Source organism: Marinobacter sp. B-21 (assembly GCF_056857895.1).
Map to the genome: position 1 here is coordinate 1 of NZ_JBSXNZ010000081.1, position 23,912 is coordinate 23,912.

The 23,912-nt window shown below is 56.4% G+C and carries 19 protein-coding genes, 1 tRNA gene and 1 pseudogene; 9 read left to right on the forward strand and 12 right to left on the reverse strand.

Features of this window, described 5'->3' with window-relative positions:
- Positions 1–137: 137 nt before the first annotated feature.
- Positions 138–1,259, reverse strand: coding sequence for a CaiB/BaiF CoA transferase family protein (locus AC13C0_RS13410; protein ID WP_117620039.1), 1,122 nt, complete (start codon positions 1,257–1,259; stop codon positions 138–140).
- Between the two features lie 197 nt (positions 1,260–1,456).
- Between AC13C0_RS13410 and AC13C0_RS13415 the strand changes: the two genes are divergently transcribed.
- Entirely contained in the window at positions 1,457–2,476 is a 1,020-nt protein-coding gene (locus AC13C0_RS13415) for an AraC family transcriptional regulator (RefSeq protein WP_117620038.1), read from the forward strand.
- Between the two features lies 1 nt (position 2,477).
- Here the strand turns inward: AC13C0_RS13415 and AC13C0_RS13420 are convergent, their stop codons facing one another.
- Positions 2,478–3,332 carry a hypothetical protein gene (locus AC13C0_RS13420; protein WP_117620037.1) on the reverse strand — a complete coding sequence of 285 codons (855 nt, stop codon included), beginning with the start codon at positions 3,330–3,332 and terminating at the stop codon, positions 2,478–2,480.
- A gap of 5 nt (positions 3,333–3,337) precedes the next feature.
- A complete protein-coding gene (locus AC13C0_RS13425) occupies positions 3,338–4,951 on the reverse strand; it encodes a DNA recombination protein RmuC (protein ID WP_376788099.1) in 1,614 nt (537 codons plus the stop codon).
- A 314-nt stretch (positions 4,952–5,265) separates the two neighbouring features.
- On the opposite strand from AC13C0_RS13425, the gene AC13C0_RS13430 reads away from it, so the two are divergent.
- From AC13C0_RS13430 to AC13C0_RS13445, 4 genes are all read left to right on the forward strand, one after another.
- Complete coding sequence (locus tag AC13C0_RS13430; protein ID WP_117620036.1) at positions 5,266–5,655, forward strand: hypothetical protein; 390 nt, start codon at positions 5,266–5,268, stop codon at positions 5,653–5,655.
- Positions 5,656–5,801: 146 nt separating this feature from the next.
- Positions 5,802–6,599 (forward strand): ATP-dependent zinc protease family protein, encoded by a 798-nt coding sequence (locus AC13C0_RS13435; RefSeq protein WP_117620035.1) that lies wholly within the window; start codon positions 5,802–5,804, stop codon positions 6,597–6,599.
- Entirely contained in the window at positions 6,596–8,113 is a 1,518-nt protein-coding gene (locus AC13C0_RS13440; RefSeq protein ID WP_117620034.1) for an inactive transglutaminase family protein, read from the forward strand. The genes AC13C0_RS13435 and AC13C0_RS13440 overlap by 4 nt, the downstream gene beginning before the upstream one ends.
- Before the next feature lies 1 nt (position 8,114).
- The gene (locus AC13C0_RS13445) at positions 8,115–9,062 is read left to right on the forward strand and encodes an alpha-L-glutamate ligase-like protein (RefSeq protein WP_117620033.1); all 948 of its coding nucleotides are present in this window, start codon (positions 8,115–8,117) and stop codon (positions 9,060–9,062) included.
- A 64-nt stretch (positions 9,063–9,126) separates the two neighbouring features.
- Here the strand turns inward: AC13C0_RS13445 and AC13C0_RS13450 are convergent, their stop codons facing one another.
- Positions 9,127–10,719 carry a BCCT family transporter gene (locus tag AC13C0_RS13450; RefSeq protein WP_117620032.1) on the reverse strand — a complete coding sequence of 531 codons (1,593 nt, stop codon included), beginning with the start codon at positions 10,717–10,719 and terminating at the stop codon, positions 9,127–9,129.
- Positions 10,720–10,971: 252 nt separating this feature from the next.
- Here AC13C0_RS13450 and AC13C0_RS13455 point away from each other — a divergent pair, with 252 nt between their 5' ends.
- Both AC13C0_RS13455 and AC13C0_RS13460 read left to right on the forward strand, forming a co-directional pair.
- Complete coding sequence (locus AC13C0_RS13455; protein WP_482954544.1) at positions 10,972–12,615, forward strand: FMN-binding glutamate synthase family protein; 1,644 nt, start codon at positions 10,972–10,974, stop codon at positions 12,613–12,615.
- A 117-nt stretch (positions 12,616–12,732) separates the two neighbouring features.
- Positions 12,733–12,809 (forward strand) — tRNA-Pro (locus AC13C0_RS13460).
- A gap of 522 nt (positions 12,810–13,331) precedes the next feature.
- Here AC13C0_RS13460 and AC13C0_RS13465 read toward each other — a convergent pair.
- Positions 13,332–14,629 (reverse strand): annotated as a pseudogene (locus tag AC13C0_RS13465) (IS1182 family transposase).
- 274 nt (positions 14,630–14,903) lie between these two features.
- Between AC13C0_RS13465 and AC13C0_RS13470 the strand changes: the two are divergent.
- Positions 14,904–15,701 carry a type IV toxin-antitoxin system AbiEi family antitoxin gene (locus tag AC13C0_RS13470; protein WP_117620030.1) on the forward strand — a complete coding sequence of 266 codons (798 nt, stop codon included), beginning with the start codon at positions 14,904–14,906 and terminating at the stop codon, positions 15,699–15,701.
- A complete protein-coding gene (locus tag AC13C0_RS13475; protein WP_205422238.1) occupies positions 15,694–15,921 on the forward strand; it encodes a nucleotidyl transferase AbiEii/AbiGii toxin family protein in 228 nt (75 codons plus the stop codon). The genes AC13C0_RS13470 and AC13C0_RS13475 overlap by 8 nt, the downstream gene beginning before the upstream one ends.
- Here the strand turns inward: AC13C0_RS13475 and AC13C0_RS13480 are convergent.
- The 7 genes from AC13C0_RS13480 to AC13C0_RS13510 form a co-directional block, all read right to left on the reverse strand.
- Positions 15,867–16,748 (reverse strand): amidohydrolase family protein, encoded by an 882-nt coding sequence (locus AC13C0_RS13480; RefSeq protein WP_482954545.1) that lies wholly within the window; start codon positions 16,746–16,748, stop codon positions 15,867–15,869. The genes AC13C0_RS13475 and AC13C0_RS13480 overlap by 55 nt on opposite strands.
- Positions 16,749–16,820: 72 nt before the next feature.
- Positions 16,821–18,101, reverse strand: coding sequence for a TRAP transporter large permease (locus AC13C0_RS13485; protein WP_117620028.1), 1,281 nt, complete (start codon positions 18,099–18,101; stop codon positions 16,821–16,823).
- Positions 18,094–18,531: a TRAP transporter small permease gene (locus tag AC13C0_RS13490; protein WP_482954546.1), complete on the reverse strand. Its 438-nt coding sequence runs from the start codon at positions 18,529–18,531 to the stop codon at positions 18,094–18,096. The genes AC13C0_RS13485 and AC13C0_RS13490 overlap by 8 nt, the downstream gene beginning before the upstream one ends.
- Before the next feature lie 126 nt (positions 18,532–18,657).
- Positions 18,658–19,662 carry a TRAP transporter substrate-binding protein gene (locus tag AC13C0_RS13495; RefSeq protein WP_482954547.1) on the reverse strand — a complete coding sequence of 335 codons (1,005 nt, stop codon included), beginning with the start codon at positions 19,660–19,662 and terminating at the stop codon, positions 18,658–18,660.
- Between the two features lie 260 nt (positions 19,663–19,922).
- Complete coding sequence (locus tag AC13C0_RS13500; protein WP_039881755.1) at positions 19,923–21,074, reverse strand: hypothetical protein; 1,152 nt, start codon at positions 21,072–21,074, stop codon at positions 19,923–19,925.
- Positions 21,062–22,435: an NADH-quinone oxidoreductase subunit N gene (locus tag AC13C0_RS13505; RefSeq protein WP_482954548.1), complete on the reverse strand. Its 1,374-nt coding sequence runs from the start codon at positions 22,433–22,435 to the stop codon at positions 21,062–21,064. Before AC13C0_RS13505 ends, AC13C0_RS13500 begins: the two co-directional genes overlap by 13 nt.
- A complete protein-coding gene (locus tag AC13C0_RS13510; protein WP_482954549.1) occupies positions 22,435–23,904 on the reverse strand; it encodes a complex I subunit 4 family protein in 1,470 nt (489 codons plus the stop codon). The genes AC13C0_RS13505 and AC13C0_RS13510 overlap by 1 nt, the downstream gene beginning before the upstream one ends.
- Positions 23,905–23,912 lie beyond the last annotated feature (8 nt).

Genomic DNA, 23,912 nt, shown 5'->3' on the forward strand with positions numbered 1-23,912 from the left:
CTATCTGTCCACGGCGCGCAAGCAGAAGCTGACGGCCTCCGATGCGCTGATGTCCCTGTTCGAGGGGCGTATGCCGGCCTTCATGACGGCGCCACCAGATAATGATCAGAACGTTTTAAATGAAACCGACTGAATAGTTACAGGAATTGTTCGTTATCAGCCCCAGGCATTTTGCCAATCCGGGACGTTTCCGATGGCGTTTTCTCGAACTTGATGGGAAACCCGACCTGCCTCTGTTGGGTGCCGTCACCCCGGTCCACACCAATCACCATCTCCCTTGCCTTAAGCTGCGGATGCTCAGCGGCCTCGGAGATTGTCAGAACCGGCTCCACGCAGGCATCCTGACCCGCAAAAATCTCCTGCCACTCGGCCAGGGTTTTCGAGGCAACCCTTTCTTTCAGGGCGGCTTTGAGCCGTTGCCGATGTTCGGGTTTCTGGCTCAGGGCGTCGCTTTTCAGGTCGGCAATCCCCAGGGTGTCGCACAGGCGTGCGGAGAACTGCGGTTCCAGACTGCCGACCGATAGCCAGCGGCCGTCACTGGTTTGGTAATAATCGTAGAAGGAGCCACCATTGAGCAGTGAGCTCTCCGGTTTCTGCTCTTGTCCACCCGCCAGGCAGGCGGCGCCGGACATGGCATTCAGGGCAAAGGCGGCATCGGTCATGCTGACATCAACGAACTGCCCCTCTCCGGTTTGCTGTCGGTGTATCACCGCCGCCAGAATACCCATCACAGCATGGTGAGAGCCGCCGGCAACATCGGCAATCTGTATTCCCATCGGGGGCGGACCGCTGTCCGCTCGGCCACAGTGGCTGCTGACGCCGGCCAGGGAAAGATAATTGATGTCATGGCCCGCACGGTCCTTGTATGGGCCGGTCTGGCCATAGCCGGTAATGGAGCAGTAGATGAGGCTCGGGTTGACGGCTTTGAGGGCTTCATACCCAATGCCAAGGCGGTCCATCACCCCGGGCCGGAATTGCTCGATCACGATGTCAAAGTCTTTTACCAGCTCCAGCACCTTGTCTGCACTGCCCTCTTCCTTCAGGTTAAGCGTCAGTGACTTCTTGCCACGGTTCAAAAAGCCGTGAGCGGTGCTCACTCCGGCATCATGGGGAGGCATTACCCGGATCAGGTCCACCCTGTCCGGCGCCTCGACACGCAACACATCCGCGCCCATATCCGCCAGCAACATGGTGGCATAGGGGCCAGGCAATAAAGTGCTGAAGTCGAGGACTTTGAGTGAGGTCAGTGGACCGGCCATGATGATCTCCTTTTGTTGTGAGAGTGGTTTCTCCACTCGTTGTTATCCCCATCATGCTGCCCGGTTTTGCCGGTGAGGCCAACTACTGCTTCGGTCATTCCAATTGGCGGTTTCTTCCATCCGGTTGGTCCGGCTTCGGTTGCATTGTTCCATGGGGGTTTTATGATGGGTCTCGTTTTCATGGAATGGCGAGCGTGATGTCCGATCTGACGGTTTCAAGGCACTTTGTTCAGGCCGCCCTGGTGGGCGCCGAAACGCTTGGTTTTGATACCCGAGAAATGCTCCGGGAGGCCGGTATTTCTCCGGATCTGCTGCGTATTGAGATGGCCAGGGTAAGCAGTGACCAGTTCAGCCATCTGATGCAGGTGCTGTGGAACCGGATGGGCGACGAGTTCATGGGGCTTGGCCCGAGACGGGCCCGGACCGGAACGTTTGCAACCATGTGCGCGCTGGTCATGGACTGCCCGAACCTGGAATCGGTGTACCGCCAGGCCTTCCGGTTTTCCCGTCTGTTTGAGCCCATGGTAGCGATGGAACTGGAAATCGGCGAGGACAAGGCGCAGTTGGTTACCCGGATTGAGGGCGAAATCCACGATCCCTGTTTTTTCCTGCGGGAGAGCATCCTGGTGATCTGGCATCGGCTCGGCAGCTGGCTGATCGGACAACCGATTGAGCTGGAGAAGGCCGAGTTTGATTATCCCCGGCCAGCGCATGGGGATGAGTACCGGCATATTTTTCATTGCCCACTGGCATTCGAGTCGGATAAAACCGCCCTCACTTTCGACAAGCGCTTCCTGTCTGCCCCGGTAATCCGGGACAAGCCGGAAATGCGGCAGTTCCTGAAAACCTCTCCGGCGGATCTGTTGTCCCGGCCGGATGAGAGCAACACGTTTACCGGACGAATCCGGGCGCTTATTGGCCGGGATTTCTCAAAACCGCTGCCGGATTTTGAATGGATCGCCGCAGAGCTGCACACCAGCCCGCAAACGCTCCGGCGCCGCCTGAAGCAGGAGAATACTTCGTTCCAGGAGATCAAGGATCTGTTGCGCCGGGACATGGCAATTTACTACCTGAGCCGGCAGGAGCTGCCCATTAACGACATCGCCGCCAAGGTCGGATTCACCGAGCCCTCAACCTTCCACCGGGCCTTCAAGAAGTGGACCGGGGTAACGCCGGGCGCCTACCGGGAGGGTGAGCGCGGTAACCTGTCGGGCTGAATCAGGAATCCGATGGTGCCTGAACGGTACGGATAAGGTGCCCCAGAGTGTCTGCAATCTCCTGAGCCTGATCCCGGTTCAAGGCAAGCTGGAACAGCCGGGAACCATCCCTGGGGTCGTATACCCAGCAGGTTGAGGTCGCTGGTTCACAGCGCCATTCCACTCTCGGATTTATGCCAAAAACCGACATCGGCTCGGTGCTTCGCCTGACCCGCCCGTCGTCACCACGCCTGATTTCCTGAATCTGGATTTCGCTACCCTGGCTGCTCAGGCGATATTCCACCTCAGCCGGCCGGTCAAGCCTGACCACCGTCTGATCACGCCGCCAGCCGGAAAGCTCCAGCAGGCTGTTGATGTGCAGGGTGAGCGCCTCCCGGTCCGAATCCGCAAGGTAGAGCTTTCGCAGGGATGCTACCCGGCTGTCCCCTGCCGGCTCGATTACCGCAACCCTCTCCGGCTCACCGGCGCCCTGAGGTGCAAGGGCACTTTCCTTTCTCGCCTTTTCAATATCGGTAATCAGCTTCAGGGACTCCTGATAATGGGCACCCTTGGCACCGGCGCGGGTCACATAGGTCTCCAGGGCCGACTGGGCCTCGTTGAGATGGGATGACTGCAACATCACCCGGCCACGGAAAAAGTAATAATCGACCGGTTTTTCCCCTTCCAGTTGCTGCAACCGGTTCAGGTACTCGGCGGCCTCACCCCATTTCTCCGCCACCACGGCTTCTTCCGTTGCCAGCATGAGCCTGCGGGTTTCGTGCTCTGGCGCCAGCGCCAGCGCCTGTCCGGCCAGAAGCACAGATGCAAGGACGGCTCCACGCGCCAACTGGCGACCTGTTCCAAACAATACTGCCATGGCATTTACTCCTGCTGGTTGTCTGCACCAATCGTCTGCTCTTCAGTATCAGGCAGATCATTGTCATCAGCGATTTCGGATTCCTCTCCGTCGTCCACTTCGGCCTGGTCCATGATCGCTTTCGGCAATTCCTTTTTAACCCGAACGCCAAGCTCAACAAAGCGGTTCGCCTGGGAAATCAGATTACCACGGCCCCGGGTCAGGTTATTCATGGCCGAATCATAGGTTCCCTGGGCGGTATGCAGTTGGCTGCCCAGCCGCTCCATTGCCTCCACAAACACCCGTAGTTTGTCATACACCGCGCCGGCCCGCTCGGCAATGCGCCTGGCATTCTGGCTCTGGCGCTCGTACCGCCAGATGTTTTCAATGGTTCTCAGTGTTGCCAGTAATGTGGTAGGTGTCACCACAATAATCTTTCGCTCAAAGGCTTCTGCGAAAAGGTTCTCGTCCTGCTGGAATGCTGCCACAAACGCCGGTTCAATAGGCATGAACAGCAGCACGAAATCCGGCGAATGCAGGCCGTGGAGCTGACTGTAATCTTTTTCGCTGAGGGTCTGGATATGGTTCCTTACCGCGTCAATGTGTTGTTTGAGGGCTTCGTCTCCTGCCCCGGAATCCTCTTCCTCGGTCACCCACCTCTGGTAGGCCAGCAGTGAGACCTTGGAATCAACAATCAGGTTCCGGCGGTCCGGCAGGTGAACGATGACATCCGGCCGGTACAGCTGGTTGTCTCCATCCCGGTAGCTGCCCTGGGTATCGTATTCAACACCTTTTCTCAAACCGGACTTTTCCAGTACCCGCTCCAGGATCAACTCGCCCCAGTTGCCCTGAATTTTCTTGTCCCCCTTCAGTGCCCGGGTGAGATTGGAGGCTTCCTCGGTAATCTGGCGATTCAGATCCTGAAGTGATTTGATCTCACTACGCAGGGCCTGGCGATCCCGGGTTTCCGTGGTGTAAACGTCTTCAACCCGCTTCCGGAAATCCTGCAGCTGGTCACGGAACGGATTCAGAAGGGTATCCAGACTGGTGCGGGTCTGCTGGCTGAACCGTTCGCTTTTTTGCTCAAAAATCTTGTTGGCGAGGTTTTCGAACTCCTGCTTCAAAGCGTCCCGGTTACGCTCCAGCAGTTCGAGTTTCTCGGTGGTTGACCGGCGTTCTTTGTCGAGCGTTACCTCCTGCTCCCGAAGGGCAACACGGGCCTCGCCCAGTTCCCGGCTGAGGTCCTCCGCTTTTGCCTGCAGACTCTGGCGCTCGCCTTCCAGCTGTCCGATTCTCTGCTTTCGCCCTTCCAGGTCCGATTCCAGCGCCGCCACCCGGTTCTCCAGGCCCGCGGCCCGCTGCCGCCAACGCTCGATATCGCGCTCCATGCGTGCATTCTTTTCTCGCTGTTCAGCCACAGCATATTCAAGCTGTTCGGCGCGCTGAGCGCCCATGGCCTGATCGTGTTCGGTATCATTCAATTGCTTTTCGAGAACAGCCTTGGCCGCTTCCAGTTCATTGGCATCCCGAGTAACTCTCCGCTTTTCCGCTGCGGATTTAGCCAGCAGGCCTGCCAGCACAATTGCTGAAATGAAAAACACAACCATCAACCCGGCCATCAGATCAGTCCGGGACAACATCAATTCCGTGATGGCTTCATGCACTACACAGCACTCCCCTTGAAAATCACTGATCGATCGAACGATCACTGTTGTCGAAACTGCAAGACAGTCTACCTCAGGACGCGAACCTTTTGCCCGGGACGCCGCCACCCGGAATGGCAGCCCAAAAAGAGGACCACGACTGTTTAGCAATATTGCAAAGCTATGGAATCTATCTCTGGACGCCCGTCGTAATATCGTCTAAAAGGTTAAAATGTTCTTTGCCTGTGCGGTTATTTCCTTTTATTAATCGCACACCGGACAGGAACCCGATCAGAAACGGATAATCGATCATGCTGAAAGAACTGTGGCGAAAACTGGGGGCGGATTTTCTGCAGACGGACTGCTCCACGCAAGAGAGCCGCGGGAGTTTTTTTGGCAACGGTCCTTCTGGCGGCGGGGATGAGCCCGGAATCCTGCCCCACATCACTCACACCGGCGAGTTTCACCTCGAACGCCTGACCAATGTGCTAAAATCCCGCTATGGCAAGAGTTTCGGAATGCCCTCAAACCGAGATGACAGCGATGAGGGAATCCGGGAACTGATCAGCTTTGCCGCGCGGATTCAGGACCAGGACGTGCAACGGGAGCTGCTGCTTTTCTACCTGAATTGTTCGCCAATCATTCAGGAATATCTCCGGTCGGAGACGGTGCTGGGTGAAGGACATCTGCTGTCGCGGTGAACACCGCGCGCCCTTAACCATCTGTAAATCAACCACACAGTTCGGATGTTGTATACTCCCCCTCCGTATTTACTTGGATTTACATGCACAGACCGTCACAGCTGCCAGATTCCGGGCGTGACAGGCTGCCGGCTCAGGGGTTTTTCATGGCTTTCAAACGTTTCCGGGCTGGTCTGCCAAAACTTCCCGTTACTGCTCTTGCAGGGCTCCTCCTGCTCACGGGATGCTCGGCAGACCGTTATTTTATGGTTCCCAAGACCGATCTGAATGAGCTCGGGGCATCCGTAAAAAGCCAGCGCGCCACCCTGGTTACCATGGAGAACAACGCCTCCGTTCGGCACCAGCAGGTGATTGAACAGAACCGCGCGGCTACCGACACCATACTGAACGCCATCGCCACCCGGGTGGAAAAGCCCGAATGCCCTCCCATACCCGCGCAGACGGCGTGCCCGGCTAAAGACACTTCGAAGGGCCGCGCAGACCGCCTCAAGGGAAAAGTCATCGTGGGCGAAGTAGAGAACTTCTATCTCGCCGGGCCAGGGCTGATCTATAAGGCCCGGATCGACAGTGGCGCGGAAACCTCGTCCATTGACGCCAGGAACATCACGCGCTTTGAACGTGATGGCAGCAACTGGGTGCGCTTTGATGTTCCGGTTCCGGGTACCGAGGAATTCATCACCCTCGAGAAAGAGATCTCCCGCCGGGTCCGTGTCATACAGGCCAGCGCGGAAGAAGCGGAACGAAGAGTTGTGGTTGAGCTGCAGTTCTCTATTGGCGACCACCAGCAGGTGGCCGAATTCACCCTCGCGGACCGGACGAATCTGACCTACGAAGTACTGATTGGCCGAAACATCCTGCGCGACGTCATGCTGATCGACGTCGGCAAGGAGTATGCGACCGAATTGCCTGAATCACTCCGCAACGGCAACGGGGACGGATCGTGACCACCCGCTCGCGCCTGCCATTTTACATCGCCGTCTTTCTCCTGATCGCCGCGGGTATTTCGCTTGCCGTCTGGAGGCACATGGAACTTGGCATCCCATGGCTCACCGGCGAGCAGCGGCCGGTCTGGATGGTTGAGGCCAGAATCGATTTCGACGCCGGTGATGCCTCCGTGCTTGCGAGCCTCAATGTTCCGGAGCAGCCTCCGGGTTTCCGGATTCTGACCGAACAGGCAGCGTCGCCTGGCTACGGCTTCTCGATCATCAACAGCTCCGGCAGCCGCCGTGCGGAGTGGAGCAAACGCAACGTCGCCGGGCCCCAGACCCTGTATTTCAAAGCACAGTTTGTTCCGGACCCCACAGCTCAGCCGGCGATTCCCGGCCGGGAGCCCAAGACCCGGAATGTATTCTGGGAGGAGCCTCAGGCAACAGCAGTGCAGGAGATTCTCGAACAGGCGAAGGCCCGCTCCAGCACTCCGGAAAGCATGACCCGGGAGCTCATCCGACTGATGCAACCGGACACCCGCACACAGAATACGACACTGCTGATCGCGGAAGAAAACTATCTGGACCTGCTGGTCGACATGCTCAACCACGCCGGCATCGCGGCCAGAATTGCCGACGGATTACGGCTTGAAGATGCCCGCCGCCGGCAACAGCTGATGCCCTACCTGCAGATTTATAATGGTAAGCAGTGGCTCACTTTCAACCCAAAAACCGCCGAACAGGGTGTTCCCGAGGACCTGCTGCTCTGGCGACAGGGTTCGGCCTCTTTGCTTGATGTTGTCGGCGGAGAAAACTCTGAAGTGAGCTTCTCCATGCTCCGGCAAACCGTTCCGGCCCTGCAACTTGCCACCATGCAGTCGGCATCCAATGGCCTCGGATTCCTGAGCTTTTACGAACTGCCCATTGAAGAACAGAGCATGTTCAGGATGCTTCTGCTGTTACCACTGGGAGCGCTCACGGTGGCCTTCATGCGGATCGTGATCGGCATTCGCACATCTGGCACCTTTATGCCGGTGCTGATTGCCGTGGCTTTCGTACAGACAACCCTTATCCCGGGTCTGATTGCGTTTTTATCGGTGGTCGCCATTGGCCTGTTAATGCGGGGCTACCTGTCCAGCCTGAACCTGCTACTGGTCTCCCGGATATCCGCACTGATCATCCTGGTGATTTTCATAACCGCCGGGTTGAGCATCATCGGCTATCAGATGGGCTTCAACACCGGGATGACGGTCACTTTTTTCCCGATGGTGATTATTGCCTGGACCATTGAGCGCATGTCTATCCTCTGGGAAGAGGAAGGTGCCCATGAGGTCATGATTCAGGGTGCCGGCAGCCTGTTCGTGGCCATCTGCGCCTACCTGCTTATGAGCACTCCTCTTGCCGGTCACCTCACCTTCAACTTTCCGGAATTGCACCTGGTTATCCTCGGACTGATCCTGCTGATGGGACAGTACACCGGCTACAAGCTGAGCGAGCTGAAGCGCTTCACGCCAATGAAGGTCTACGACTGACATGGACTGGATATCGCCGCGAGCGCTTAAACGGATGGGCATGCTCAATATGAACCGGCGCAATGTGGATTACATCGCTCGGTACAATGAGCGCTCCTCTTACCCCTTGGTGGACAACAAACTGAAGACCAAGCTGGTGGTTGCCGAATACGGCGTTAAAACCCCGGAACTTCTTCAGGTTGTTCGCCAGCAACATGAGATCTCCCGGTTCCGGGAAATGGCCCAGGGGCTTGCGGGATTCGCCATCAAACCGGCCAAGGGGTCCGGTGGCAAGGGCATCACCGTTATTACCGGTCGCGACGGCGAGGAATACATCAAGGCGTCGGGCTCCCGGGTAGACTCTCCCTTTCTGGAACGCCACCTGACCAATATCCTCGCCGGCCTCTATTCACTGGCTGGCACACCGGATGTTGCCATTGTCGAAAGCCTGGTGGAATCAGCGCCTTCTCTCGCCAAATATTCTCACCAGGGTGTGCCGGATATCCGGATTATCGTTTTCCAGGGCTATCCGGTGATGGCCATGCTCAGACTGGCCACTACCGCATCAGACGGCAAGGCCAACCTGCACCAGGGCGCTGTGGGCGTTGGCCTTGATATTGGGTCCGGAAGAAGCCTGAATGCCGTTCAGTTCAACCGCCCGATTACCCTCCACCCGGACACGGGCCTGGCGCTGGAAAATATCAACATTGAGGCCTGGGACGAGATGCTCGAAATGGCCTCTCGTTGCTATGAAGCAACAGGGCTGGGCTACATGGGTGTTGATCTGGTTGTCGATGCCAACAAGGGCCCGTTGTTGCTCGAACTCAACGCCCGGCCGGGGTTGGCGATTCAGATGGCGAACGGTCGGGGCCTGTTGCCTCGTCTGCGGGCGATTGAGGGCCTCAAGCGGCCACATTTCACTCCCAGAGAGCGGGCCAGCCACGCCATGGAGAGCTTTGCCAGTCTCTGAACCCTTCATCCAGGCGCAAAAAAAACCGGGGCCGAAACCCCGGTTTTTTCATTTCAGCCGACATTCACGTCATTTCGCCTCGGGCAATCAGAAGCTTACGCTCATGGCTCAGACCCTTCAGCAGACCCCAGGTCATGATCAGCAGGATCGCGGTGAATGGCAGGCCCGCGCTGATCGCGGTTGCCTGAATGGCGCCAAGCGCATCTTCACCGCCACCAAAAATCAGAGCGGCAGCAATGGCGCCTTCCGCCACAACCCAGAAGACACGCTGGGCAGTAGGAGCGTCAGTCTTGCCACCGGCGGTGATGCTGTCGATGACCAGCGAACCGGAGTCAGACGATGTCACGAAGAACACCAGTACCAGAACGATACCCACGAACGAGATAGTTCCGGTCAGCGGCAGATTGGCGAACATCTGGAACATGGCCAGTGATACATCGGTCAGGCCATTCTCAGCCAGGGCACCAATTCCTTGCTGGATCTGCTCCAGGGCAGAACCACCGAAGGCGCTCATCCAGACGACGGTAATCACAGTCGGTACGATCAGAACAGCTGTTATGAACTCGCGAACTGTACGCCCTTTGGACACACGCGCGATGAACATGCCTACGAACGGCGACCAGGAAATCCACCATGCCCAATAGAAGACAGTCCAGCCCTGGAACCAGGCTTCGTCTTCACGGCCGAACGGGTTGCTCAGCGGAAGCACATTGCCAACGTAGCTTGAGGAGGTTACCCAGAGGGTTTCCAGTATTGTCATTGTCGGGCCGGCGAAGATGATAAAGAACAGCAGAATGCCGGCAAGGCCCATGTTGATGTTACTCAGCACCTTCACACCGCCGTCAAGACCACGAAGCACGGAAATCAGAGCAAGAGCCGTGACACCCACGATGATTGCCATCTGAACGTTGGTGCCGCTTCCGGTATCGAACAGATAGTCGAACCCCGCAGAGGCTTGCTGGGCACCGAAACCAAGGGATGTGGCCAGACCAAAGATAGTCGCAACAACGGCCAGGATATCAATGATGTGTCCCGGCCAGCCCCAGACCCTGTCCTTAAGAAGAGGGAAGAACGCCGAACGAATGGTCAGGGGCATGTTCTTGTTGAACGAGAAGAACGCCAGGGAAAGCGCTACAATCGCGTAAATAGCCCAGGGGTGAAGGCCCCAGTGATACATGGTGGCGCCCATCGCCAGATTCGCGGCCTCCGGGGAGTTGGCTTCAACGTTGAACGGGGTCTCATACCAGCCCGTGTAGTATGCCACAGGCTCGGCCACCGCCCAGAACATCAGACCGATACCCATACCCGCGGCAAACAGCATGGAAAACCAGGACAGTGTGGAGAACTCCGGCTTTGCATCCATGCCACCCAGGCGGATCTTGCCTACGGGCATCACAATCAAAGCCAGACACACCACCACAAAAATGTTGGCGCTGATCAGGAAAAACCAGTCAAAGGTCGCAATAATGTCCCATTTTGCACCGTCCAGCAGTTCTTTGGCCTGGCCGGGGAACATCAGGGTTCCTACTACAAACAACACCACCAGTATCGCCGTGATCGGAAATACCGGCGCATGAAGATCCAGCCCGAATGGAGTGATATTATCCTGGCCAGCCACGTAATCCGTCTGATATTCGTCTTTAACTACGTCGCCCACGGTTTGGCGCCTCCTGGGTTGATAAGTCTTTTATTCAGAATCGGAATTCAAACGTTACAAGCGCGTCATGATAATGTTTTGAGTTCAAAACATCAAAAGTCCAGCGGTTTTCCACACCAGCCATAAGCATAGACCATCATCCTGAGCGGGCCAGCCATGCCTTAAACTGATCGGTTAGCGATCAGTGCGCGTATCGGTATACTTATGTTCCGATACGCAGGCCCAGAACTTCCCGGACTTACTGAGGAATACATGGAAAAGACCAAAACCTTTCCGCTTCGATATACCGTCTATGTCCTGAGCATTGCCGGCTTTATCGGCTCCCTGCTTACGGAGTTGACGCTCGGTACGGGTTATCTGCTCCCGGTGATTTTTGGCGCCTTCGCCGCTCTTGGGACCTACGATCTGTTACAGCGGAAACATACGGTTAGCCGAAACTACCCGATCATGGCCAATTTCCGGTATCTGCTTGAGGCCGTCGGCCCGGAAATCCGGCAATATTTTATTCAGTCGGATACCGAAGAACGCCCCTTCTCCCGGGAACAGCGCTCGGTAGTCTACCAGCGGGCCAAAAACGTTCTCGATAAACGCCCCTTCGGATCACAATTGGGCATGTACAACGAGGGCTTTGAATGGATGAACCATTCCCTCGCCCCAACCCGCCTGGCCGACAGCGACTTCCGGATCCTGATCGGAAAAAACTGTGAGAAACCCTACAGCGCCAGCGTGTTCAACATCTCTGCCATGAGTTTCGGCTCACTTTCGGCCAACGCCATCCTCAGCCTGAACACCGGCGCCAGAATGGGAGGCTTCTACCACGATACCGGCGAAGGCTCCATTTCCCGATACCACCGGCAACCCGGCGGCGATCTGGTCTGGGAGATCGGCTCCGGCTATTTCGGATGTCGCCACAAAGACGGCTCATTCAATGAGGATATGTTTCGGGAAAGTGCCTCCCTGGAACAGGTTAAAATGATAGAGGTCAAACTATCTCAGGGCGCGAAACCCGGTCACGGAGGCATTCTTCCCGGCGCCAAGGTAACTCCGGAAATTGCGGAAGCCCGCGGCGTGGCGGTCGGCGAAGACTGTGTATCCCCGGCCAGCCACTCCGCCTTCTCAACGCCCGTGGGGTTGCTGGAATTCATTGACCACTTGCGGGAGTTGTCGGGCGGAAAACCCGTGGGATTCAAGCTGGCCATCGGGCACCCGTGGGAATGGTTCGCCATCGTCAAAGCCATGCTGGAGACCGGCCGAAAGCCGGATTTTATCGTGGTCGATGGCGGCGAAGGTGGAACCGGCGCAGCGCCTCTGGAGTTCATCAACCGGCTGGGAACGCCCATGACAGAGGCCCTGCTGCTGGTCCACAACACCCTTGTGGGCACAAACCTTCGGGACGACATTGCCATTGGTGCGGCGGGCAAAATCACCTCCGCGTTCAATATTGCCCGCACCCTCGCCCTCGGCGCCGACTGGTGCAACGCGGCACGGGGCTACATGTTTTCCCTGGGCTGTATCCAGGCACTCAATTGCCACACCGGGCGCTGCCCCAGCGGCGTTGCCACCCAGGACCCCAGGCGTGGCAACAAGCTTGATGTGGAGCATAAGAGCCAGCGGGTCTACAACTACCACAAGAATACCCTGGATGCCCTCCAGAACCTGCTGGAAGCGTCCGGCCTCCGGCACCCCTCAGAACTTGGTCCCGAACACATCGTACGGCGGGTCTCCAAAACCGAGGTTAGTTCCTATTTGGATCTCTTCCCTTTCCTCGAACCCGGAGCCCTGCTGGAAGGCAAAACCGGCCTGACCGTGTTCGACAAGTACTGGGAATTCGCCCGCCCCGATACCTTTGAACCACCCGACTTCATCCTGAAACTCCGGGAAACCAAGCTGCGCTAATAATTGAACATCAAAATCGCCCGGGGCTGTTTATTTTTCCCATGGGCTCGTGTAGACTTCGCTCTCGCTAAGCCACTGAGAATACTCTTAAGTTTTCTTCTCTGGCCAACAGCGAATCGGGGCGTAGCGCAGCTTGGTAGCGCACCTGCATGGGGTGCAGGGGGTCGTAGGTTCAAATCCTACCGTCCCGACCAATTGGTAATATAAAAATCAGCTTCTTACAAGAAGCTGATTTTTTTGTGTCCCAAGATTGTCCCAATTTCCAATTTTTGTCTCCCCCCCCCCCTCACATCATCAATATTTGACTTACAATTTCAGAAGTAATCAAAAGGGTCGTACCATACCTTCAATCAACAACGTCTTAGTATTTGTATCCTGTAAAAATAGCGGATATCAATAAGCGGCGTCACGGCCCCGCTGCCGAGTAGGATACTCGTCGGCACTCCTTAGTCCACCCCATACCGAATTTGGCTTGGAGTCCTGATTTGATGACAATTTTTACTGTCCATACACAGTGCCCTCCTCCCCATTGAATCGGGTCGGGGTACCTCGGGCGTCTGCCCCGGATCGAGTCGGCACACCAGCAGCCTGTCGGACTTAGCATTGGCATATTTTTGCCCCCCCCCCGCTTGCCCAGACAGATTTGGCACTATTATGGTGCATATTTGTGACCTACAGCGCCCAATAATCCCAAAACGAGCAGAATCGCCCGCATTTCAGGCCCATTGGGCGGATGTCGGGCGCAGTACGGCCATGCGTTTCAGATTCCAGGCCAGACAAACCAGCGCCCATTCGCCGCTCACCTTGTCCAGTCCGCGTAATGAGAACTGCCGAAATCCGAGCACCGATTTGATGATGCCGAATACCGGCTCGACGGTTTGCTTACGCAAGGCATAGGCCGTGCGTCCCGCCCGGGTTTGTAGCTTGTGCGCCATGCGCTCGACCGGCGTGCTGCCCTCGGCTATGGGCATTGGTTCGGCGAATCGTTCCAACGCCGGCGGGTGGTGGTTTTCCCGTTTGACGGCGATGTACGGATCGATGCCGGCCTTTTCGCAGGCGGCGACATTTTTGGCGCTGAAATAACCGGTATCCGCGAGCAGTGTGTCAGCTTTACCCAACGATTCCGGCAATGCCGCCAACTGCGCCAGCATCGGCTCGACTTGTTCCTTGTCATTACAGGCCTGGGTCACCGCTGGTGCCATCACCAGCAGGCTGTCAGCATCGACAGCGGCCTGGGCATTGTAGCCCTGCTCGAAGCCGCCACCGGCCACTGGCATGATGCGCGATTCTTCATCGGTGAGATTGAGCTGGTCTTTTGCCTTGGGGCCCGCCGTGGGCGGCTTGGGTGGACGACCGCCTGGTTTTCTGCCGTTCTTCTTCTGTTTTGCTTCCCGCGCGGCAAGTTTGGCCTTGTACTCGGCTTGCTCGCGCTCGAAACGTGCTCTGGCCCGGGCTTCGATCTTCGTTTTGGCGTCCGCCATCGCCTTGAGCCGATCTTCCCGGCGCTGTATTTCTTCCGGCAGGCGGATTCCATCTTCTCGATGTGACCATGGGACAGGGCGCGGTGGCGCGACGCGTTGGCCTGGATTTTGGTGCCATCCAGGCTGATGGTGCCCAGCTTGAGCAGCTTCATCTCCTGCGCGACGTCGAGAACCTAAACAAACAACTCGGCCAGTTCGCCGAGAAAACGTCGACGAAATGTCGCCAGGGTGTCGTGGTCTGGATGCGCGCCAGCTGCGATAAACCGGAAGGCCACCGAGTCGTAGGTCGCCCGCTCTATTCTGCGGCTGGAAAACACGCCCGTGGCATAGCCGTAGATGAGCAACGACAACAGCAGCGATGGATGATAGGCCGCGCCGCCGCGCCCACCATAGGCGTTCACCATTGAACGCAGATCAAGACCGTCGACAACCTCGACAATGAAACGCGCCAAATGGTCCTAGGGTAACCAATCGTCAACGGATGGCGGGAGCAGATAGGCCGTGTGACGGTCGAAAGAACGAAAGTTACTCATGGCTGATCCGTGATTTATTTGATGCCGACATTATCTCATACTGGTCTGGAAAGTCCGACAGGCTGCTGGGACGAAATCTCAAGGGCACTTCGGGAACTCGACAGCGCACGCAGTAAACCACAACCTCACAAAGCAATGATAAAGTTTAACTTTTTGTATTTGTACGGCAATTAATGACGCGATTTATAGATACTGTAAACAATTTCAACTAGGATGGTTTTTGATTGATTATTAACACGCCAATTATTGCCGTGCTTTTATGGATTCATAAACCATGCTTAACAGAGATGCTCGTAAGCAGCTTAAGGAGCTTGTACCTCCCTTCATGATTGCAACCAAGCGCTGGTTGCTGGACCAGGGCTTAAGTTTGCATTTTTTAGACAATGCTGTCCGCAGTCGAACTCTGATCCCGCTTACCGCCGGCGTCTACACTCTCTATGAAAAATCCATTAGCTGGCATGGCGTTGTTGCATCTCTTCAACGGATGTCAGAAAAGCCCGTCCATGTAGGCGGTCTTAAGGCATTAGACATCGCCGGTTTAGCGCATTTTTTGACAACCAGTGAAGAAGTCCGGATTCCGCTCTTCTCAGAGTCCCCCTTGCCAGCTTGGATCAGAAGAATTCCAGTTGACGCCACTTTTGAGGGTCACAGCACCCTCAGGCTATGGCCAGAATCAATTATGACGAACCCCCGGTTTCTGCATGAGCATGATTGGCTAGAAGCACGACCTCCTGTTTTATATTCGTGTCCTGAGAAAGCCATTTTGGAGGTACTCGCAGAGGTGCCTTCGATGGTCAGTTTCGAGCACGCAAACGCTCTCATGCAAGGATTATCCAGCCTTTCACCGAGAAAGATCGACACTCTCTTAAAAGCTTGTCGCAGCATCAAGGTCAAACGGCTATTTCTGTGGCTAGCTGAACGTCAAGATCATGCTTGGTTCAAACACCTGAACCCAAACGCATACGATCTGGGAGCCGGTAAGCGGGTTATAGCCAAGAACGGTAAGCTCAATGCCCGCTGGGCAATCACCGTTCCAGAAGAAATGCACGAGGAGTCCCGAGAGCATGGATAAACGAGAGCATTATTACAGCCAGGTTCGGCTTTTACTTCAAATCATACCCTACGTGGCTGAACATAAGTGTTTTGCCCTCAAAGGCGGCACCGCCATCAATCTTTTTATTCGCGACTTCCCTCGATTGTCGGTAGATATCGATCTTGTTTTTCTTCCCATGATGGATCAAAACCCGTATAGATTTGCTGGATTATCTACGAGAATAGCTTGCCGGCCCTGAACATCAGGAACCAGTCTTATAAATTCATTCACAAGACTATGATCAAACGGCATCGGGGTAGGTAGCTGAACATGAGGCCAGTCTGTTCCAAAAAGGCACCGGTCCTGACGCGCCTCACGAAGTGCCTGAAAGAACGGATCCACATCTGTGAAGGGGGCTTCCGGAAGTGTGCTCAGGCGATTTGGCCCTGTGAGCTTGACCCATGTACGACCCTCGGCCATTAAATCCAATAGTTCGCGGAAGCCAGGGTTGGCGATGCCGAGACGTGTTGACAGGTGCCCCATATGATCTACCACGCTTGGCACAGGCAGCTTATCCAAGCGTTCAGCTAAATTTTCGAACTTTGATACATCAACCAAAAACTGAATATGCCAGCCAAAGACCTTGATTCGGGCTGCCAGTGACACTACGTCCTCAAACGTTACGCCACCTGGAAAGACCAGGTTGATGCGGATGCCCCTTACGCCGAGCGTATCCATTCGGCTCAGCTCTTCATCGCTAATATGGCGGTCTACAACCGCAACGCCCCTCCAGTCTATGGGATCTGAATCAGTGCTTGCTGAGAGCGTGTCAAGCATGAGGCGATTATCGGTGCCATATACACTTGGCTGGACCAGAACTGCTCGCTGAAAACCGAGAGTTTGTAGCAAGTTCCGATATGATGTTTCGGTTGCGTCTGGCGGCGTATAACCTCTTTTAGTCTGGTAAGGATACGCCTCCTGCGGCCCAAAAAGATGGGCGTGAGTGTCGCAGGCCCCCTCCGGTAACTTTTCCTGTGGCGATTCAACCCATGGGTTCGGGCCGGGTATATCAGGTTTGGCAAACATGGGCTTCTAATCCTTATGTGGCAAAGTGTCGATGTAAATCAGATGGTTACCCCACGCTATCAGCCTTGGTGGTTAACCAAATTTTCCGGGCAGCCAAAGCGTTATTGCCGGAACGTAGGCTATTAAGGCGACAATGGTGATAAGTACCAACATGAATGGCCAAATGTGGCGTGCAACTGTTTCTACTCGTAACCCACTAATGCTGGAGGCGACAAAAATAGAGTAGCCGACCGGTGGAGTGACCATACCTACTGCAAAGTTGATTACGACCATGGCACCCAACTGAATCGGGTCCAGACCAATTTGCTGTCCTAATCCAATGAGTACACCGCTAAGGATTACCATTGCAGAAATGTTATCCATCACCGCACCGAGAAGAAGCAGCATGACGTTCAGAATTAGCAGCAAAACGATTGGATTGTCAGTAAGCAAAAGCAATGCTTCGGTAAGACGGGCAGGAATCTGCTCACTAGCCATGACCCAGGCAAAGCCGTAAGCCACGGCGATTATGAACATGATAATGCCAGTAGTTCTCATCGAACTCATCAGGATTGATGGCACTGTTTGCCACTTCAGATCACGATATAAAAACAGCCCGACAATCGCACTGTAAAGAGCCCCCACCATGGCTGCTTCAGTAGGCGTAAACATCCCACTATAGATGCCCCCAAGAATGACTACAGGAGCAAGAAGGGCCCATATGCCATCTCGAAGAGCAAACAGAATTTCCTTGCCTGTGGCGCGAGCTTCCCGCGCTACGCCACGGTAACGGGCATAAATAACACTCACTACGCAAAAGCCAGCAGCGGCAAGCAAACCAGGCACAATTCCCGCCAAGAAAAGCTTGGCGATAGATTCTTCTGCAAGCACACCCCATATCACCATCGGGATTGATGGGGGAATCATCTGTCCAAGAGGTCCTACAGCTGTAGCCAAAGCAGCTGCATATCCCCGCTGGTAGCCGCGGGCCTCAAGTTCATCAATCATTATCGAGCCCACTGCAGCGGTCGTGGCGGGCGCTGAGCCGGAAATCGCGCCAAAGAAAGTTCCCGCTGCCACTGTAGACATGGAGAGGCCGCCCGTTAGATGCCCGAAAAAAGTTTCAGCAACGCGTACCAAGCGTCGGGATAGCCCTCCAGCGCTCATGAGCTCGCCTGCCAATATGAACCCAGGAATGGCAAGTAAGCTCGTGACGTTACTTCCCGCGATGAACTGTTGCGGCAGAATCATCGGATTGATGTCCGCCATCCAGATACCAACTGCAGCAAGCAGGCCTATCGTAAAGGCAATTGGCACTCCCAATGCTAATAGAACGATTAATCCAATCGTCATGATTGTGCCAATGTCACCCATTTCCAGGCTCCGCTATGTTGCGGATGGGCGCGGGACGAAGTATAAGAACCACAGCGTGAAAGCTGATCAGGAGGCCGCTGGTTGGTACTGCAGCATTTCTGATCCAGACGGGATACCTGACGGCAGGAGACACCTGACCGGAAGTGAATTCAGCGAAATTCCATCCCGTCCAGAGCATCAACACGCCAAACCCAAGAATAAGAAGCATGATGCCTCTTTCCACCAGTTCGGAGATAGTCGGAGGGAGTGCGTCCACCAGCAAGGTGACCCGCACGTGACCGCCCTCCCTGACCAGTGCACTGGCAAAAAGGAATACGGTCCAGGTGAATGCCAGCGATGCGATTTCATCGCTCCATGCAAGGGAGTCCCCAAGCACATATCGGAAAAAAACACCAAGCAGGAGACTTACAATCATCACCAGGGCGGTCAAAGCCCCGGCTACCTGGGACCCAAAGGCCAGACCATACCCCAAATTATCTAGGTAACGGTACATCTGAAAGGTTCCTGGCTTATAAAGGCGCGATGGAGCCGGGAGCGATGATGAATCTGGCGACTGCTACTCGGCAACCTGCTCAAGTGCCTTGGCAAGGATATCCTCACCAATTTTGCTGCGGTATTCATCGTACACGCCCGATACTTTGCTCCTGAATGCCTCGACGTCATCGACCTCATTGACAGTCATTCCTGCTGCCTGGATTTGTTCGAGAACCTGGTCGTTATTGGCCGCGACAGTCTTACGCTGGCGTTTGATCGCTCGCTTGGCAGCCTGGCGAACTATTTCCTGGTTTTCAGCCGAAAGCTTATCGAAAGTTTGTTTGGACATGAGTAAAGCCAACGCATTGTAGGTATGGCTTGTCAATGAGAGATAGTCGGTCACCTCCGGGTATTTATTTGCAAATATCACAGGAAGTGGGATTTCGAGACCATCGACAGTACCCTGCTGAACTGCAGTGAACACATCGCTCCAAGCCATTGGCACCGGATTTGCGCCAATGGCGCGAAAGCTGGAAATGAATAGGTCGCTGGGTTGGACCCGGAGCTTCACTCCATTAAAGTCGGCCGGGGTCCGGATTGGGCGTTTGTTGTTAATGGTATGTCGGAAGCCTGCCTCAGGAAACCCAAGTCCCACAATGCCTTTGGCATCAAGCAGGGATAGCAATTTCTGGCCAACCTCTCCATCAAGAACCTTGTGCGCCTGCTGGTTAGTAGCGTAGAGGAACGGAAGGTCATTGAGCTGAAATGCAGACTCCAATGTGCCTACCTGAGTCCCGGTAATGACGCCAGCACCCATCGTTCCGAATTGCATTGCCTGTAACATTGCTGTGTCATTGCCAAGCTGATGGTTTGGGAAAAACGATACCTTGAATTCCCCGGGTGCCGCAGACTCAAGCTCCTCGGCAAAGTAATGGGCAGCGATAGCATATGGATCTGCTTCGCTGTCAGCAGTGGTCCATCCAAGCTTAATTGTAGTCTGGGCATGGCTGATTCCCGCGACCCCTAGTAAAACAGCAGCGGCTACACTGCCCAAAAAGTGAGAGGTGGGAAAGGATTTAATAGGCATTGGACTTGTTCCTTATGGTCTTATTGTTGGTGAAACAGTTCCAATCATCGTAGTTCACTGATCGTCGTTATGCCATTTTCCTCAAGTCCAGCCGGTTAACTTCGACATCAGTAAACGCATTAACTGAGGGAGCAATTTGTCCCATATTCGCCGGGAATACACACGCAACTCCGGCCATCCCGGAGGCGTAATAATTACGGGGTTCGTTATGAGTTCGTGGGGCAGATTAGACATTCAGGCTTTCGCCAGAAACCGCTCGGTCAACCGGCCGGCACCGCAAAAAGGAGGACAAAAATGAGTGCCAGCGCAACCAGGAAGAAACGTACCCGCTCACGCCGGTTGCGGCACACCGTCAGGGCCACCAGACATTGCAACAGGTAGTATAGGGCGAAGGCGCGTGACGCCAGCGCGATCACCGTAAAGGTGGAACCGGACCAGGCCAGCGCCATAGCCGCACCGCCTACCAGCAGGTAACCCCAACGCTGGGTGAGGCGCCGCCGCGTCACTTCCTCCAGGTTCGCCGCAGCCGCCAGGGTGTCCGCAACGGCAGCGGAGAACTGCGACAGGCCGGCGGCGAGGATAAGCGGCGCCGAAAGAAGTACCGAGACCGAGGCAACCACCTGGATCAGGCTGTTATCTGCGTATTGCCCGTCCAGAATTGGCACCAGGGGCAAGACCACGGCGACGAATGCCACGTAGACCGTGAGAGATACATATTGCGACCAGCGCGAGGCGTGGATCCGCGTCCAGGTATCAAAACTCTGGCCGAGATAGCGCGGCGTTTCGAAGCCCTGCACCACGATCAGGGTACCGGCCACCATGGTCACCATTTCCCAGCCGGAACGTTGCGGCATGGATGGCAGCACAAAGCGTCCGGTGTCCAGAAAGTCGCTGATGTCACGCAGGGCGAAGGCGGCCAACAGCACAGCGAGCACCAGGATGGTCACATACAGAGCCCACCGCTCCATCCGCTCCAACGGTCTCAAGCCACCCATGATGCCAATTGCAGTAATCACGCCGATCACCAGCGTGGTAAACAGGCTCTTGTTGAAGCCCGAATCCAGTCCGAAAGCCCCGAGCACGAAGGCGCTCAGGATATGAATGTAGAGGCACACGGACACAATATAAGCCAGGACCAGCGCCCCATCCGACAGTCGTTCGAGCGTGAGCGTCAGACGTTGACTGCCCGCTGCCAGCACCGGTTCAGCACACAGAATGTTATGGCGCACGACGGCACCGGTGTGAAAAGCGACAAAAGCCACCGCCAGCATCGCCCATAACGAATACGGCCCCACACTACTGGCCAGTACCGGTACGATTACCAGGAAGCCACTGCCGAAAATGGACGCCAGCGGTGTGCTCATGGCCGGCACGATGGCCAGCGTCGCCGGGCGGGGCACTAGGCCGGCCACTCCACCAGTCCCGCAAGAAAGAACTGGGCCGCCAGGCCGATGATCAGTGTGGCGGCAAAGGTGGTCACTACCACCGTGCCAAGACTTCTGCCCAATGGCGCGAATTCCGTCGCCGCCTGCTGGTACATGGGTACGACGATGCGCAGGTATACCGCTAGTGAAAGCACACTGTTGGCAATCGCCACCACCGCCAGCCAGGTGAACTGGACATCGATGGCGGCGGCGAAGAGCAGGAACTTGCCAACGAAGCCGGCGAGAGGCGGAATACCTACCAGCGACAGCAGGAAAACCACCATCGCGATTCCGGTCACCGGCTTTGCCCGGCCCAGCCCGCCAAAATCGTTCAGAGTGCGCCCGGTTGCGGCGGTAACGGCAAAAGCGCCCAGGTTCATGGCCGCGTAGGCGGCGGCGAACAGGATAACTGATGTCAGCGCGAGTTTGCTCGAGCCCACCGCGACGATGCCCAGCAGAAAATAGCCAGACTGGGCAATCGACGAGTAGGCCAGCAGCCGGATGACGTTATCCTGCACCAGCGCGGCGAGATAGCCGTAGGTCATGGTCAGAACGGCCAGACCCGCGATGACGGCAGTCCAACCACTTTCCGGGGGCAGACCGCGAACCACCTGAGCGAGTGCGAACAGAGCCCCGATCTTGGGCACCACGGACAGGTAAGCCGCTATCGACAGCGGCCCGCCCTCGTAGGCATCTGGCGCCCAGAAATGAAACGGAACCAGCGATGCCTTGTAGCCAAGGCCGATAACGACAGCCACAAAGCCGATGATGACGGCCATAGGCATGGTATCCATGCCCGGCAGATCAGCAAGCAAGGTGGAGCCGGCGGCACCGAACCAGTAGCTCAGGCCGAAAATCATGATTGCACCGGTGACCGAGGCAAACACGAAGAATTTCATGGCGGCTTCGGTGGCCGGGTCGGTATCCGGATAGGCGACCAGGGCGAAGGTGGCCAGGCCGGTCAACAGTGTGCCCAACACCAGGAACATCGTATCGCCCGCGCCGGCCAGAACCAGGGCGCCGAGGGTGGCAAAGCACAGCAGGCTGTAGACCGTACCCTCACGCGCGGTGCCTCGCACATCCACTCGCGCCAGCAGCATTGAGAGCACGGTGGCCGGCAGCAGAATGAGCTTGGCCCAGACACTGAGTTCGTCGATCCGGAAGCTGCCGCCGAACACCGTTGTGTCGGCGCCGATCAGGCGCAAGGTCAGCCCCGTGGCGACAAGTAGGCCAATGACAGCCACGGCCAGGGCGGTTCGCGGCCTACGCAGCATTTCCGCGACCAGCGCGCCGACAGCCGTCAAAAGGACGACAATTTCCGGGATTAATAATGCGAGATCACGGCCCATTACAGCACCAGTGCCGATGTGGTCCGGTGAATGATGTCCAGCACCCAGGATGGCGCCACGCCAGTGGCAACGGTGAGCACCAGCAGTGGCGCCACGGCAAGCCATTCCCGCGTACTCAGGTCCGGCATGGCCTGCCAGCGCTGCCGGGGCTCGCCCAGAAAGGTTTCGCGCAGTGCCTTGAGAAAGGTGCCGGCGATAATGGCAATACCCAGAATCACAACAACCGCTACGGGCGCGCTACCCAAGGTGGCGAGAAATATCTGGAACTCAGCCGGAAAGTGCGCCAGCCCCGGCAGGCCCAGGGACGCAAAGGCCGCCAATATAAATGACCAGCCAAGCATCGGGACCGTCTTGAGCAGACCGCCGAACTCACCCATTTCACGGGTATGGGCGCGGTCCTGAATCATGCCCACCAGCACGAACAGGGCGCCGGTAACCAGACCGTGACTGAACATCTGCAACACGGCACCATCCAGCGCGACGGCACGCACCGAGGAGTCCAGAGTCAGTGCGGCCACGGCGACGCCGACGATCACATAGCCCATGTGATTAACTGAGGTGTAGGCAACCAGGCGCTTGAGGTCGCTCTGAGCCAGGGCGGCAAAAGCCCCGTAGAGCGCGCTGACGACACCAAAGATCAGAACAACGACCCCCGCTTCACGGAAAGCATCGGGGGTCATTTGCAGGGCAAAGCGGACCAATCCGTAAGTGCCGAACTTCAGCATGATGCCGGCCAGGATGACACTGCCGACGGTCGGCGCCTGAACATGAGCGGCAGGCAACCAGGTATGCAGCGGCACCGCGGGGATCTTTACCGCAAAGGTGATCAGCATAGCGACCAATGCCCACATAGCCGCCGCCCCTTCCAGTGGCGGATTCTCGATCCAGGCTCGCATGTCGAAGGTCGGTTCAGAGCTGCCGAGGTAAAGCCCCAGGATGGCGAGCAACAGCGGCAGGCTGCCCAGCAGCGTGTAAATAAAGAACATCAGGGCTGCACGCTGCCGCTCCTCGTGTCCCCACCCGGCGATCATGAAGTACATCGACACCAGGGAAACTTCGAAGAAGACGTAGAACAAAATCCCATCGAGAGCGGTGAAGGTACCGACTGCCGCAGTCTCCAGAAGCAGGGCCAGGGCCACGTAGGCGCGCGGACGTTCACGAAGCGACGAAGCGTAGATGAACGCAACCAGGAAAAGCACGGCACTCAGTAGCACCAACGGCAGGCTGATGCCGTCGACCCCCACCCGGTAGGCGGCGCCAATGGCCGGGATCCATTCCAGCTCCTCGACCTGGGAAAAGCCTGCGCCGCTGACACCCCGCAGCCACATGGCAACGGCAAAGGCCAGTGTCAGGGAGGCGGTGGCGATGCCGATGCCGTGCACGGTCTGTGCCGTCGGTCGTGGCAGGGCCAGGATCAGGACGGCGCCCGCCAGGGGCAGGAACAAGGTGATGGAAACGAGTGGTAACATGAATATCG

Excerpts from the sequence above, each read along its gene's own strand:
- AC13C0_RS13410 (WP_117620039.1), bottom strand. The coding sequence starts at position 1,259 with ATGGCCGGTCCACTGACCTCACTCAAAGTCCTCGACTTCAGCACTTTA.
- AC13C0_RS13415 (WP_117620038.1), top strand. The coding sequence starts at position 1,457 with ATGTCCGATCTGACGGTTTCAAGGCACTTTGTTCAGGCCGCCCTGGTG.
- AC13C0_RS13420 (WP_117620037.1), bottom strand. The coding sequence starts at position 3,332 with ATGGCAGTATTGTTTGGAACAGGTCGCCAGTTGGCGCGTGGAGCCGTC.
- AC13C0_RS13425 (WP_376788099.1), bottom strand. The coding sequence starts at position 4,951 with ATGTTGTCCCGGACTGATCTGATGGCCGGGTTGATGGTTGTGTTTTTC.
- AC13C0_RS13430 (WP_117620036.1), top strand. The coding sequence starts at position 5,266 with ATGCTGAAAGAACTGTGGCGAAAACTGGGGGCGGATTTTCTGCAGACG.
- AC13C0_RS13435 (WP_117620035.1), top strand. The coding sequence starts at position 5,802 with ATGGCTTTCAAACGTTTCCGGGCTGGTCTGCCAAAACTTCCCGTTACT.
- AC13C0_RS13445 (WP_117620033.1), top strand. The coding sequence starts at position 8,115 with ATGGACTGGATATCGCCGCGAGCGCTTAAACGGATGGGCATGCTCAAT.
- AC13C0_RS13455 (WP_482954544.1), top strand. The coding sequence starts at position 10,972 with ATGGAAAAGACCAAAACCTTTCCGCTTCGATATACCGTCTATGTCCTG.
- AC13C0_RS13470 (WP_117620030.1), top strand. The coding sequence starts at position 14,904 with ATGCTTAACAGAGATGCTCGTAAGCAGCTTAAGGAGCTTGTACCTCCC.
- AC13C0_RS13475 (WP_205422238.1), top strand. The coding sequence starts at position 15,694 with ATGGATAAACGAGAGCATTATTACAGCCAGGTTCGGCTTTTACTTCAA.
- AC13C0_RS13480 (WP_482954545.1), bottom strand. The coding sequence starts at position 16,748 with ATGTTTGCCAAACCTGATATACCCGGCCCGAACCCATGGGTTGAATCG.
- AC13C0_RS13485 (WP_117620028.1), bottom strand. The coding sequence starts at position 18,101 with ATGGGTGACATTGGCACAATCATGACGATTGGATTAATCGTTCTATTA.
- AC13C0_RS13495 (WP_482954547.1), bottom strand. The coding sequence starts at position 19,662 with ATGCCTATTAAATCCTTTCCCACCTCTCACTTTTTGGGCAGTGTAGCC.
- AC13C0_RS13505 (WP_482954548.1), bottom strand. The coding sequence starts at position 22,435 with ATGGGCCGTGATCTCGCATTATTAATCCCGGAAATTGTCGTCCTTTTG.
- AC13C0_RS13510 (WP_482954549.1), bottom strand. The coding sequence starts at position 23,904 with ATGTTACCACTCGTTTCCATCACCTTGTTCCTGCCCCTGGCGGGCGCC.